Here is a 13,733-nt window from a genome sequence, read left to right on the forward strand (position 1 = left end):
CCCCACTCTTGAGATTGCCGCCGCCCAGAATCGCGACCCCAGAGCAAGCCCATGGCAGAGGCACTCAAAGCCCGATTGTGGTCGGGTGAACAGATGCATGATGCGATCGCCGCGCTGTGGCGGGTTGACCACACCACCGCACTGCTGCTCAACCCGGGAGTCATTGCGTCACCAAACTAAGCCGAGTGTCAGAGACGCAAACTGCCGTTTCCGACTCACTCGGAGTCGCCAAGGCGACATTCTCAGCGCGTCCCTTAGCACAAGGTGCGGCTCCGTCTGGTTTATGACACTGGCACGCGAGTCGTCAGCTTCCGATCAGCGTGTCCTACGGGATGCCTCTTCAGGCAAGCAATGGCGAGCTCAGATAGAGAAAATTAACGCTGGCACGAGGATTGCTGTTTAGAGGAGCAATCGCAAAGGGGCGGCGGCAAGATCATCGCCTTAGCATTGATTGGTATCTGCGGGATGTTTGCCTGCTCTCAGGCGACAGGCGAACGGTCACCTCAAGCACCTTCAATGTTCCGATTGTGCCGTGATGTCATTTCTTTGGAGCCGAGTAGGAGAAACCCGATGAGACTTCTCATACTTACAGGTAGTCCAGATTGCTTAGGTGAAAATGATGTACCGATCGGAAACGCGTTCCGTCGGTTCGGCTGGGAGGTGATTTTCGGCGAGATCACTGGGGTCGGGTCAGAAGATTATCGTTATTTTACACGGGGAGTATTGGTGCCACCAAGCGGAGAGGCGTACCAGCTTGGCTCCGCAGCGCAGGGGGCGAGGGGTGTATATTTCATCGACGAATGCCAGCTCGTCCTGCTCAACCACGCGGGGCCGTCTAGCATCTCGGGTGATATTTGGCAAATGCTGTGGCTGGCCTCTCAACATACCCCCTTCGTTAATAGCATTGAGGGTACGTTCTTTCTGGAAACAAAGCATGCATTGGGTCTCGTCGTGCCGAAAGAGCATCGAGCAATTGCATATACATCGAATGAGTTCTCTCTACTTTGGGAGAGATATCGGCAGAACCCCGATCTCTGTTGGGTCGTGAAACCGGCAAACGCGTATGGCGGACAAAACGTATTCTTGCTTCCTCCCAATGGGCCAAATGCTCGCGCGATCCTACAATGCCTGACAGGAAATGCAGACGCGCAGAGCCGATTCGGTGGTCTTACCGAACGCGAATCTCTTGTGAAGCGGCACCAATACGAATACGGACTGGATGGCTTTAAGGCTCAGTACGCTCTTCTTGAGCATTTCATCTCCGAAGTGCAGCGAGGCGAAAAGCGGATCATCGTTGCCTGCGGGCAGGCAGTTGCCTGGCACGGGCGGAAAGCGTCGCTAGATGATCATAGATCTAATATCACGCAAGGAGGAACGCCAATTCCGGTCGACTTGCATTGCAACGAGATTGAACTCGCCGAGTTGATCGGTCGGAAGCTGATGGATTATGGCGTCAATTTCGTTGGGCTTGATATGGCTTACCCTTACATAATAGACCTTAATCTGACGAATCCGGGAGGGCTATACGATGCGAAACTGGCCTCGGGCGTAGATCAATCGGATCAGGTAGCAAAACTCATGGTGTCGCACTTCCGGAAGCCATAGAAGCCTATAACTGAGGGCGCTGCATCGAATCCGCCGTTTACAGATAGCTGTAGAAGCATATCTTCAGGTGCGACCAACGGTGGTGCAGCTGCGTCGACTGAGTGACGATTGAGCAATTCGAGTCCGATTCGAGGAGAAAGCTCTACAGCATTTGGAATCGAATGAGCTCTGGCGCTTACCTCCCTGTAGCCAAAGGAATCTCCTAGAAAGAAGTAAATCCTTTGGACATGAACAGCAGGACCAGCAACGGGAGTGCCGCTCGGAGCCACGGTGACATTCGGCAAGTCGCTCTTTCACCATCAGTGCACAAGGTGGTGTTGAGCGCAAGCTTAGTCAGCTTCGGACGACGGGCGATGGATCTGCACGCCACTGGGCAGTCGTCGCCCGGTACTCCAACCAGCCGCTGCGGGTGGCCGCATTGCGCCGCAGTTCGCGGGAGATTGTCGAGGCAGACCGCCCGAGGCGGCCTCCAATCTCCTGTATGGAATGGCCCTGCACCTAGCCTGAGCAGATTGGCCGACACTTGCCGATCGACTTCCGGACGACAAGACGATGCGCGTCAGCCACGAAGCTATCTATCAAGCCCTCTTCGTTCACGGTCGGGGCGCGACACTCGCAATAACTCGATCTCCTGTTTGGGCTGTAGTGTTTTTGAAGCTATAAGTCTCAGATAGGCGAGCGCGTTACGTATCGCATTGTACGCGAGTTCTGGAGCAAGATGATCTGCGTGTTGACCTCATTCTATTGTCAAAGCATAGCGGCCAACGGACCGCATATAATCGGTGGTTCCCTTGCAGTATTGAATTGAGCCCCCGCGCCTGTGAGCCGGCGCATGTTGGTGGCTAGCCATTCATATAGTGCTCGGTTGATTCCCAGATGTGCAGCCAACACGTCCTCATGGCATGCGAATGCGAAGGGCTCTGAATCGCGTGTGCTGCTATCCGGACCGAGAAGCACCATTGAACTAGATTGCCAATCGAACGAGTGTATTCGATCAAGACAGCGTGTTCGCGAGCAGCACACACAACTCACTTGCTATGAAGTCTTCATTATCTCCTGGACTCGATGTCGATCCGAGGTTGCGATTCAGATCGCCGCGGCCGTTGCGAGTGCCGCGTTCACATGCGAGTCGATTGGCGACTGGTACGAGCGTGAGCTGGCCGGCAATGATTTCCAGCTCTCCGCATGCGAGTTCTTGGAAGATCCGCTCTATGGCAATTGAACCTTAGGGTTCGTTTCCATGCACCGCGCCGAGAACAAGTAGTCGGGCGCCCGGGAGCGGAGCTTTGAACTTGCGCGGCAACGAACGTAGAAGTGCATCCGGTTGATCAGCCATCATAGATTGCTCCCGACAAAGCTGACAGGGCCAGGTTCGTCGCCGGCCAGTTTGGCTAACTGAGCGGCTATCGAGCATCCTGTTGGTCTTGCTGCCGCACAGGACAGTCTACCTATCGCAACTAGCGGAAGATTGGTTATACTCGAGACAACAGCCACTAGTGGTTGAGCGCGGAGCCATGCATGAGGGGCGGGCGGATTAACGCGTACCCGCTCGCGCGGTCGCTCGGACATAGTCCGCGCGCTAGGCTTAATGGAGCACGATCGGCTGCTCCCCAAGACCTTAGAAAACTTGCGGCGAGATCTCGGGAGGTTGAGGTTGTTAGCTACAGCGCGATGTTTGACCAGGGCGTAGTCATCCGTGTTGCCTTTTTAAGTCTTCCCACCGCTCTAGCAGAAAAGATCGGAACATCGGCTTCAAGTATTCCGCCCGACCGCAGGCGCTTCACCGGCGCTGACATGCCGTACCAAAAGCCCAGTCATTTCACCGACGACCTCGGAGCCAGCTGGTTGTTCTGGACGATCTCCAGGACGCGGGCGTCATCCGGTCTGATTCATGATTGAGCTCCAGACTCAGGTGCATTCCATCGCGAAGTGCGTAGGGTTTGCAGGAAATCGTCCCAGCCGCGGGGAAATGCGACGCAAATTTCTATACACCATCAGTATTCTGATCGCATGGGCAATTTCAACAAAATGACCGTGTGGGGCCCCAAATGACGTTTCAAAAAATTCTCCACAAACGTCCGCAGTGGGTCGCTTTGACGAGCAGGCATCTGCAAAATCTGACCCGTCGTGATTTTCTGTCGGGGGCGGCGCTCGTCGACGGGCAGTGGTTACGCGGTGGCGAGCGGGACCATGTGATTGATCCCGCGACGGGCGATGAGATAGCGGATATTGCTCGTTGCGGGGCCGTAGAGATGGAGGTGGCAATAGCTGCGGCCGAGCGATCTTTTCCTATGTGGCGAGAATTGCTGCCGGTAAGGAGAGGTGCGCTTCTGCGAAGCTGGGCCTCGTTGATGATCGAGCACGAGGAGGAACTCGCGATCCTAGTGACCTGCGAGCAAGGTAAGCCGCTTGCTGAGGCGCGTCAGGAAATAGCGTACGGTGCTGGCTTTCTTGAGTGGTTCGCCGCGGAGGGGGAGCGGGCATACGGTGAGACGATCCCAAGCCATAAGCCTGGAAGCCTGCTCCACGTGCGAATGCAGCCAGCAGGTGTCGCGGCGGCGATAACCCCATGGAATTTTCCCATAGCGATGATTACACGGAAGGCGGGGGCCGCCCTAGCCGCCGGATGTCCGATCATTGTGAAGCCTGCCCCCGAGACCCCGTTATCCGCGCTGGCGCTGGCCAGGCTAGGCGAGCAAGCTGGGCTCCCGCGGGGTGTGTTTCAGGTGCTCGTCGGCAATCCGATCGAACTTTCGAAACCACTGTTGAGCGACACCAGAATACGCGCTCTTTCGTTTACGGGTTCTACGGAAGTGGGCCGTTTGCTTCTTGAGGGAGCAGCCGAGAGCGTCAAGAAAGTATCGCTAGAGCTGGGCGGCCATGCTCCTTTTCTGGTGTTCGACGATGTCGATCTTAAGAAGGCCGTCAAGGGTGCGATGGCGGCAAAATTTGCTACGTCTGGCCAGGACTGTTTGGCTGCTAACCGCATTTACGTGCAAAGAAACATTTACGGCGCCTTCGTTGAACAATTTGCCGCCGGGATAGCTCAGCTCAGAATGGGCCATGGTCTGGAGCCTACAACAGCTATCGGGCCAATGACTAAGTTATCAGTCGCCGAGAAGTGCAGGTCTCATGTTGACGATGCGCTGAAGAACGGTGCGCGTGTTGTCTCGCCACAGCAGGACGCGAGCTTAGGCCCCCATTTCGTTCCTCCGACCTTACTTGGCGAGGTCACTGAAAACATGCTCATCGCTCGCGAGGAAACATTCGGGCCGGTGGCTGCAGTGCTCCCTTTCGATTCGGAAGAAGAGGTTATCGCCCGAGCAAACGCTACCGAAATGGGGCTCGCTGGCTATGTCTACACAGACAATCTACGTCGAGCGATGCGACTGTCAGAGCGGATCGAGTGCGGCATGTTCGGTATCAATACAGCTTCATTTACTGGGTCACCCATTCCTTTCGGGGGATGGAAACAGTCCGGGCTCGGCCGCGAAGGATCGCGACACGGGTTGGCGGAATTTATGGAACTGAAATACGTCTGCTTCGGCGACCTGGCGGCATAGGAGAGTGACATGATTGACATCAAGACCATTGCTGAAAGGGATCGCTCAAATGTTTTGCATCCTTTCACCCAGCTCAAGGACTTCGCCACCGGTAAAATTGGTGACCCGACAATCGTCACTGGCGGAAAGGGGATTCATATCAAAGACGCAAAGGGGCGCAGTTATATCGACGGCTTTGCTGGCCTCTACTGTGTAAACATTGGCTACGGTCGCACCGAAGTGGCCGAAGCCATTGCACGTCAAGCCTACAGCTTAGCATACTACCACACTTATGCAGCGCACACGACCGAAGAGCTGGCCACGCTGTCGGACCGACTCGTGCGCACGGCTCCAGGCAAGGCAAGCAAAGTGTTCTACGGGCTCTCTGGATCGGATGCCAACGAGACACAAGCAAAGCTCGTCTGGTACTACAACAATCTGCGCGGCCAGCCAAAGAAGAAGAAGATCATTTCGCGCGAGCGCGGGTATCATGGTTGCTCGGTATTCTCCGGTTCAATGACCGGCATGTCATTCTATCACGATTACATGGACCTGCCTTTCGCAGGCGTTCTCCATACAGGCACGCCACATCACTATTGGGGCGCCGAACCGGGTGAGACGGAAGAAGACTTTTCTCGCCGGCGAGCGGCCGAGCTCGAGCAGTTAATCGTGCGCGAAGGGCCAGAAACGGTTGGTGCTTTCATTGCCGAGCCGGTGCTCGGGACCGGTGGCATCACGCCGCCGCCCGCGGGTTACTGGCGTGAAATCCAGGCGGTGCTGAGGCGGTACGAGGTCCTTTTGATTGCCGATGAGGTCATCTGTGGATTTGGTCGAACTGGCGCGGACTTCGGGAGCACCCTGTACGGGATCGAACCAGATCTTGTCACAGTCGCAAAAGGGCTGACATCCGGGTACATGCCACTCTCGGGAGCTATCGTCGGCGAGAGAGTTTACAACGTTATGGAGGAAGCCGCCGATCGCGTCGGAGCGTTCTCCCATGGCTATACTTACTCCGGACACCCCATCGCAGCAGCGGCCGCCAATGCCGTGCTCGACATCGTCGAGAAGGAGCGACTAAGCGATCGCGCCCGAACTGTCGGCGCTCACTTTCAAAAGCGGCTCAAGGAGCGGTTTGCGCAGCTGGAAATCGTCGGGGAGGTTCGAGGCGTTGGCCTTCTAGGCGCAATCGAGTATGTCGCGGATCGGCAGACAAAACAGAGGTTTGATCCGGCGCTGAAAGTTGGTGCCCGCATCTCAAAGGCGGCTCGCGATCGGGGGCTTATTGCACGAGCGATGCCGCATGGAGACATTCTTGGCTTCGCGCCGCCTCTCGTGGTTTCCGAGGCTGAGATCGACGAAATCGTTGAGCTTGCCTATCAAGCAACCAGACAGGTGATGGACGAGCTGGCAAATAAGTAGACAGTTCGTGAGCGCGGATGGCTTTTATGCTGGGTCAACGATCCGGGATCGACAACGGTCTCCCTCGATGAAGGGAACCCAAGCCTGGGGACTTCAAGGGATGTCTCAGACTCGCTGTGCTGTTCCTTACCGCAAGATCAACAGATCAAGCCCAATCGATCTGCTGAGCCTCTCACTAGGAACGAGCATTCTCGCTTGGAGCAGTGCTGGCACTTCTCATTTGGCTGTTCGAGGAATGATCGCCTCAAATTGGCAGAGGCTATGTTTTACGTTCGATTCCGGTTATAGTCACCGAGAAAGGACTCGTTGGCGGTACGGTCGGATACATCGTCCTTCCACCGAACGGAGCCAAATGGGCGCTCTAGCATACGCCGGATACGCGCGGGTTCTGGACCCACGTGAAAGGACGCAGCTTGTCGATCTAGCGCGCGTTCTGAATGCGTCGAGCGATTGCGTTGACGCAGATAATCAAGCCACGTGGGGCAATGGTAGCGTTCTGTCCACAGTTCAGGATCAGCGATATCGCGAGCGATCGACCAGCCATACGCGCCATTCCGCTTTCGGAACAGCTGCACATCTTGCATGACGTTATGAAAGGCCCGCGCATTCTCTTGTGCCACGCGGTATTCGATTTCAATCACAACGGGTCCGCTGCGATGGGTGAGCGTTAGCCGAACCTCAGGATGCGCAAGCGCTTCAGCATCCTCGCTTCGCGGGTTTATGCGAGGCATACGGAGCCAAAGCCCCAATAGTGGAGAAATTAACATCAGCACTGCTGATATCAAAAGCGCTGTGTCGACACCTGCGGCATCGGTCAAATGACCCCAGCCCCAGCTACCGACAGCAATGCCTCCTGAGCTTGCTGCTTGGTAGGCTGCAAGCGAGCGTCCTGCGACCCAGCGCGGGGCCGACAGCTGCACGCCAATGTTGAAGAGGGCCCAGGAGATCATCCACACGGCACCGGCAAGGACAAGAGCGGCCGATGTGAGAACCAGCTCGTGGCTCAACGCCACGGCGAGAAGCGCCCCACTCATGGACAGTGCGCAGGCGCGAATTGCGGCTTCACCGCTCAAGCGCTTTCGTACTTCAGGTACATATAGCGCTCCAATTACCGCGCCAAGTCCGAACGCGCTGAGAGCTATCCCATAGATCCGTGCACCACCTCCAAGGAGATCACGGGCGACCAGCGGCATTAGCGCGATGATGGCGCCTCCGATCACGCCGGTGATCATGGAACGAATCAGCACGATTTTGATCGGGGGCGAGTTAGCGATGTAGCGGAGCCCCGAAACGATGGCGCGGTTTAGTTTTTCTGGCGGAAGATATGACGGTTCGGAAATTCGCTTCCACAAGAACAGCGCAAGAAGTAAGGGTAGATATAGCAATGCATTTAGGGCAAACGAAGCGACTGCGCCGGCTGCCGCTACCACTATCCCGCCGATCGCCGGTCCCACGCTGCGCGCGATGTTATAGCTAATGCTGTTCAGCGCGACCGCAGCTGGGAGTGCTTCCGCCGGCACTTGCTCGCTAACTGAGGATTGCCAGGCAGGATCCATCAGAGCCACGCCGCTGCCGATTACAAAACACAGGATTAGCAACGAGTCTGGCGTGACCATCCCTAGCCAGGTAAGTGCCGTCAGCGCGGTCGCACCAGCTAGCGACATGCTGAGCGCGAAAAGCATCACGATCCGCCGGTCATACATATCCGCAATTGCGCCTGCGGGCATCGAAATCAGCATGACCGGTAGCAAAAATGCTGTCTGCACAAGCGCAACTTTGTCCGCCGACGTTGTCATCTGCGTCATCGCCCACGCTGCGCCGACGCTCCGGATCAGCGCGCCCAGGTTCGTAAGGAGGCTCGCAAGCCAGATACGCCGAAAGGTGAGGTGGCGGAAGGGCGCTGTGATACCTTCAGTGCTAATTGGTCGAGGCTTGAGAGGAGTCATCTAGCTTGCTGCCCTACCCCGGATGGTGCGACGAATGAGGACAAAGAGGGGCTGATGGCAAACGGGAAGTCCGCCGTCATTCGACTTGCGCTGCTTAGATGCAAGAGAGACCTCAAAATAGTCAGGTTCGCGCCAAGGGTTCCGCCTCGCACGATCCCGACCTGACGAGTAAACTTTGCTCTTGCCCTGCAAGTGCGCGCTTTCTCGACACGGCTCATTCCGTAGTCACTCCCTGCAAGATGCCACCAGCAAAGGCCAGATGCCACTCAACTGACCCAGAGGCCTTATCCTTTCGCCGCTTGTATTGATTCAAAAAGTTGATTTCCTCGTGACAGGTGCCGCCGAGCGAGCCGCGGCGGCCTTGCCCAACTGAAAGCCGATCTTCTCAGATCTGTCCAATGGCCAGAAGCGACGTGAACGCATATAGGTGAGGCCATACTCTGAAGCGCTCTGAATATTTAAATCGCGCGTAGCCGCTTAGAGCACAAAATCGAAGGAAACTTGCAGCGTTTTACTCGCACTGCGCGACGAAAAAGGGCGCTAGCGATGCGTACTGGCCAAGCCGACATCTCTCGTTGGTGAGCGTTTGCAAGTTCATCGGACTGAGTCATCCAGCTCGCTCGCGCCACGAAGCGCCCACAATGAGCGGTTGGTGTTGGTAGCCTGGAGGTGACGCCACTCAGTTCAAAGTTATGCGCGCCAATGCGCGAAGACCTGCGCTCGTTTCATAATGGGTACCGCGACGCCTTGCACGGCTTGGTGATGGAGCAGGTAGGCGGGGTCCATTGGTGAGACACTCAATCCTCAGACGGTGCCTCAATTGGAATAGCAAATCCGGCTTTTACCCGGTCCATGACCACCATGGTCTTGAAGCCCTTGATATCGGGGTTCTCACGGAAAAATCGCCGCGTGAACTGCTCATAATCGTCCATGGTGCGTGCGGTTATGTATAGGACAAAGTCAGCATCGCCTGTGACGTAAAACCCATTGACGACTTCAGCGGATGATTTGATCGCCTTTTTGAACCTGTCGATTATGTCCGAGCGTTCCCGCTCCAATGTCACCAGCACGAGCATCTGAATAGGTCTTCCGACCGCCTTGGCCGAAACGATCGAAACGTCCGCCTCGATAATGCCGTCCGACCGAAGCCTCTTTAGCCTGCGTTGACAGGCGGTAGCGGAAAGCCCGGCCAGTTCGCCAATCGTCTCGGATGTGAGACGGTTATTTTTTTGCACGATCTCCAGGATGTGAGCGTCGATTCGGTCGTACCTCATAACAGGCTCCAGGCTAAAGAGGAAATTCTGCAAGAGATCGTGTGTTTCCGCAGAAAAAAATCTCAGATCCGTCAAATGTCGTCGAAAAACACTCTTTGTGACATCAGTATCGTCGATCTAACGGCAATTACAAGAAATATGCTGCAGGGCTTGCAAAATGCCCTTCGAAAGGGCCTTCGTCCCGTAATGCAAACTTCTCTAAGAAGAGCGTCAGCTGAGCGCACAGCAGTTGGTGTCGCTCCGCAGCAGTTGGGGCTTCGACGAGGACTTGAGCTTGGGGATGCATCGATGCATCTCGGCGTCTCGGGAGGAGGTGTCGTTGGATCGGGTTGGTTTTACGCTCGGGTGAGCTGCGCGGAACGGCTTTGGTACCCTGAATTCGCTCCGCACAAAGCTGCGTCCCGTCCTTAAATGCCACGGCACTTCGCGGTGTGTACTGCGTGCGCCCTGCTAAGAAACGACGTCTTTCATGCGGCCCCATCTGGTCGGCGTCAATTCGGGAGCGGTCGCAACAACTGCGTCATAGGAAGGCTTTCGGAAGCAACGTGCCAAGTGGTCACAGGGCTTACCTAGACAATAAATTGCGGGAACCGAGTTGCCCGGCACTGAGGGGCGCATCACCTTTCGAAGGCGACTGCAAATTCGCTTCGGCTCTGTCACAACCGACGTGCTCCCGCCCCGATATCGGCGGGAGTATGGACTAGGATCCACTGAACAGGATCAGGGCAGCGATGCGCTCAGCCGAGTGTTGCTGCGGTCTGTCATAATGACATCAGCGATCATTTCAGCTGTAACAGCGGATAATGTCCAGCCGAGATGGCCATGGCCAGTATTGTAGAAAACATTCGGGCGTTTGCCTCGGCCAACCCTCGGCATCATGCTAGGTGTCATAGGACGCAAGCCCGCCCATGGCACCACCTGCGCGGTGGACACATCCGGAAACGATCGCTCTACCCATCCTATCAGGGGCTTAATTCGATCCCAGCGGATATCGCGGTTTTCGCCATTAAACTCGGCGGTCCCCGCGACCCGGAAGCGATCTTCTCCTAACCGGCTGGTCACGATCTTGGTGGCCTCGTCCAGCAGGCTGACACGAGGCGCGGCCTTTTGGCTCGTCTCGTCTCCCAGCTCTACCGTGATCGAGTACCCCTTCACGGGATAAATGTTGATGTTGTCCCCCAGCATTGAAGCAATGCGGCGGCTGCCGACCCCTGCGCAAACCACTACGCGTTCGGCATTGAGTTCTTCCTTCGACGAACCTGGTTTCCAGTGTACGACCACACCGTCTCGGTCGGACCGCATGCCGCAGATCTCCGCATCAAAGACGAAGCGTACGCCCCCTCGCTCGCAAGCCGCAGCGAGGCCGCGCGTAAACTTGTGAATGTCGCCGGTTGAGTCAGACGGGGTAAAGAAGCCGCCATAATACTGATCGCGCAGAGCTGGCTCTATTGCAAGCATTTCAGAGGGCGTCACGGGACGGCGATCCAATCCGCCCTTGAGCAGCAACTGATTCACGCGAGAGGCCGCATCGAACTCGAGCTTGCTCGAATAAACGTGCAAAATTCCTCGCCGCTCCAAGTCGAAATCGATGCTCTCCCGATCGGCTAGCTCAAAAAGATGCTCGCGAGCGGCTATCGCTAGCTTCGTCGTTTCGATCGTATTTTGGCGATAGTTTCGAATCTGGCTTACGAACTCTGCCAGCCAAGTATATTTGTGAAAACTGGGCCTTGGGTTCAGCAACAATGGTGCGTCTTTGCGCAGCATCCACCTCAAGCCTCTTACGATCGTTGCGACGTTATTCCAGACCTCGGCATTGCTTGCCGATAATTGGCCCCCGTTCGCAAACGAAGTGTCCATCGCCGGATAGCGCTGGCGATCCAAGACTGTAACCGAATAGCCGCGGCGGGCCAGGGCATAGGCAGTTGTAACTCCGGTGATACCGGATCCAATAATGACGACCGTGCTCATCGTGTGCTCCAGGACAGGGTTGAACGAACGGTGAAATGGCTTTCGCCCTCCCTCCGTCCCCAAATCTGTCCGTGCACCTGAGAGCTTTATCCGCAATCCACGTGGATCGCGGTCCCCTTCGGTGGGTGCTGACTGGCACCTCTCTCCAGATCGTCCTCGGTGTGCGGTCCTGGGCCTGAGAGTTTCCTTGGGGGGTTGCTCCGTCGGCGGTGATAGGCCTTTGCAGGCTTATCGCGCTCTCCCGCACACCATCATCAGACATGATAACACTCTCAGACGTACTCACGACCTGTCAAGCCGCGATGAGTCGTCGGACCAAAAAATCGGCGGCGTAAGCGACGGCTTGATGTTTTGCCCTAGCTCCCCCACCCAGATTAGCAGGTGGTTTCTTGCCGAGTACTATGCTGATCTCGCTTTTGATCATTGCATTGCTCGATGCCCAGTGGTTTCCGGCGAGCTATCCCCGGCTAGCGCAGAAATTCTGCGAGATCATCTAAAGAACGCACAATGTTGGCGCGGCGACGCTCTAATAAGTATGCGGTGGGTGTATGAACCTAGAAAGCTGTCGCTGGCATGCATCTCTTTCGAAGTCGAGCCAAAATGGAGGCTTGCACGCCTGACGCGGTTGCCCTGCTCGATGAGCGGCTCTTCAAACCGCTTGCGTCGACGTCTCTGGCCCATGACGGCAAGATTCGCCCGTGTTCGTCGCGCGGGCAGGTTAAGTTCGCTGCTGGTCCGGCGATCCGCTGCCGCCACTATCAATCCGCGCGAGTCCAGGTCGCTGCTTCACCAGGCAGGCCAGCGGACAAGGGGACTCAGAGCGCGAGCAGCGCCGTTGTGGCTCTGTCCCAGTTGATCGCCTCCCGCGCGCCCGCTCTCGCCGTGCAAGCTCGGATTTTGGTTCAAAGAGCATGGTGGTTTCCGAGAAGTCCGAAAAGACGACCGCGCCAAGTTGAAGATAGACCTCTCACGCTCTCGATCTGCTTTGAACTCGGCGGAGGACCTCGATGAGGCACGCCGTCTTTGTCTTCTGCGTCAATCAAGAAAAGGACCCGGTCGCTGGGCACGTTCTCGACGCTCTCAAAACCGCATGCGCTCCTGTTACAACGAGTTTCGAACTCGATGGGCACTCGGTGCTCGAAGTTGCTGGCTTGCATGACGCCAGGATTTCGATCGTGGCCACGAACGAGGTCGTAAGTAACGACTATGCGCGCTACGCGCCAATGTTTAATGATCGCTTCGGTGATGCCAACGTTATTGGCATCGTGAACTGGCACGAGGGCGCTAATGCGCCAAACGCGATCTTCTCGGTTCAAACGACGGGCGATCTGGGCACCGGGACCTTCAGCGCGGTCGATCCCCGGATTACCCGGGGGCTTCTTCTAGCGATCGAAGCCGAGCGGCTCACTTCCGGTCTTGACTCTTATCGCACTTACCTGGAAGCGACTCATTGGTCCGGCGTCAAGGCTGGTGATGCTGGTACCCGTCTCGCTGACCTGCGACCTTCGGCTGTCGATGTCGAGATCGGAAGCTCACCCGAAGATTGGGGAAATCCTATTGCAGCTCGAGTGCTGGCGCGATCGCTACTGGGAATTTTCGATCGTATTGAGGAACCGGTGCACTCCGTGCTCTGCATCGGAGGTGTTCACTTCGAGCCAAGCTTCACGAACGCGGTATTGCAGTCGCGCGATCGCCTCCCGATCGCGGCTAGTCACGTGCTACCAAACCATTGGCTCGTGTCGGATGGCTATGACCAGGAAAGTCGTTTGATCGACCTGCGAGCTTGCGTGCACTCGATTGTCGGCGGGATCCAAAGCATCGTGTACCACGATAAGCTGAAAGCGCCTTACAAAGGTGTTGCTCGCCTGCTCGCGGAAGAGCTCGGTGTTCCCATGCTTTCGCATAAAAAATTACGCGCGGCTTTCCCGAAGGATATTGTCGAATGAGCGCGCGAAGGTGGCCATCTGCTGTCGGATCGG

8 protein-coding genes, 2 pseudogenes and 2 riboswitches are annotated in these 13,733 nt (G+C 56.4%); of the genes and pseudogenes, 6 read left to right on the forward strand and 4 right to left on the reverse strand.

All coding sequences use genetic code 11. From position 1 onward, the window contains the following. Positions 1-51 precede the first annotated feature (51 nt). Entirely contained in the window at positions 52-180 is a 129-nt protein-coding gene (locus tag ACVIIW_RS16040; RefSeq protein WP_456701621.1) for a hypothetical protein, read from the forward strand. Between the two features lie 390 nt (positions 181-570). Then, complete coding sequence (locus ACVIIW_RS16045; protein ID WP_456701622.1) at positions 571-1,605, forward strand: ATP-grasp domain-containing protein; 1,035 nt, start codon at positions 571-573, stop codon at positions 1,603-1,605. Between the two features lie 307 nt (positions 1,606-1,912). Here the strand turns inward: ACVIIW_RS16045 and ACVIIW_RS16050 are convergent. Continuing rightward, a pseudogene (locus ACVIIW_RS16050) lies at positions 1,913-2,100 on the reverse strand (helix-turn-helix domain-containing protein); the annotation flags it as partial. A gap of 7 nt (positions 2,101-2,107) precedes the next feature. Here ACVIIW_RS16050 and ACVIIW_RS16055 point away from each other — a divergent pair. The 3 genes and pseudogenes from ACVIIW_RS16055 to ACVIIW_RS16065 form a co-directional block, all read left to right on the forward strand. Then, positions 2,108-2,214: pseudogene (locus ACVIIW_RS16055) on the forward strand (IS30 family transposase); the annotation flags it as partial. A 1,439-nt stretch (positions 2,215-3,653) separates the two neighbouring features. After that, the gene (locus ACVIIW_RS16060) at positions 3,654-5,168 is read left to right on the forward strand and encodes an NAD-dependent succinate-semialdehyde dehydrogenase (protein ID WP_456701623.1); all 1,515 of its coding nucleotides are present in this window, start codon (positions 3,654-3,656) and stop codon (positions 5,166-5,168) included. Between the two features lie 9 nt (positions 5,169-5,177). Then, positions 5,178-6,566 (forward strand): aminotransferase, encoded by a 1,389-nt coding sequence (locus tag ACVIIW_RS16065; RefSeq protein WP_456701624.1) that lies wholly within the window; start codon positions 5,178-5,180, stop codon positions 6,564-6,566. Positions 6,567-6,832: 266 nt separating this feature from the next. On the opposite strand, the gene ACVIIW_RS16070 is transcribed toward ACVIIW_RS16065, so the two are convergent. From ACVIIW_RS16070 to ACVIIW_RS16080, 3 genes are all read right to left on the reverse strand, one after another. Next, positions 6,833-8,512, reverse strand: a complete 1,680-nt coding sequence (locus ACVIIW_RS16070; RefSeq protein WP_456701625.1) for an MFS transporter — start codon at positions 8,510-8,512, stop codon at positions 6,833-6,835. A 797-nt stretch (positions 8,513-9,309) separates the two neighbouring features. Continuing rightward, a complete protein-coding gene (locus ACVIIW_RS16075; RefSeq protein ID WP_283046457.1) occupies positions 9,310-9,786 on the reverse strand; it encodes an Lrp/AsnC family transcriptional regulator in 477 nt (158 codons plus the stop codon). Positions 9,787-10,506: 720 nt separating this feature from the next. Further along, a complete protein-coding gene (locus ACVIIW_RS16080; protein ID WP_456701626.1) occupies positions 10,507-11,754 on the reverse strand; it encodes a D-amino acid dehydrogenase in 1,248 nt (415 codons plus the stop codon). A gap of 63 nt (positions 11,755-11,817) precedes the next feature. Beyond that, a riboswitch (glycine riboswitch) is annotated at positions 11,818-11,905 on the reverse strand. Between the two features lie 3 nt (positions 11,906-11,908). After that, positions 11,909-12,008, reverse strand: a riboswitch (glycine riboswitch). A gap of 753 nt (positions 12,009-12,761) precedes the next feature. On the opposite strand from ACVIIW_RS16080, the gene ACVIIW_RS16085 reads away from it, so the two are divergent. Continuing rightward, complete coding sequence (locus ACVIIW_RS16085; protein ID WP_456701627.1) at positions 12,762-13,700, forward strand: D-aminoacyl-tRNA deacylase; 939 nt, start codon at positions 12,762-12,764, stop codon at positions 13,698-13,700. Positions 13,701-13,733 lie beyond the last annotated feature (33 nt).

The organism is Bradyrhizobium sp. USDA 4449, assembly GCF_054056275.1.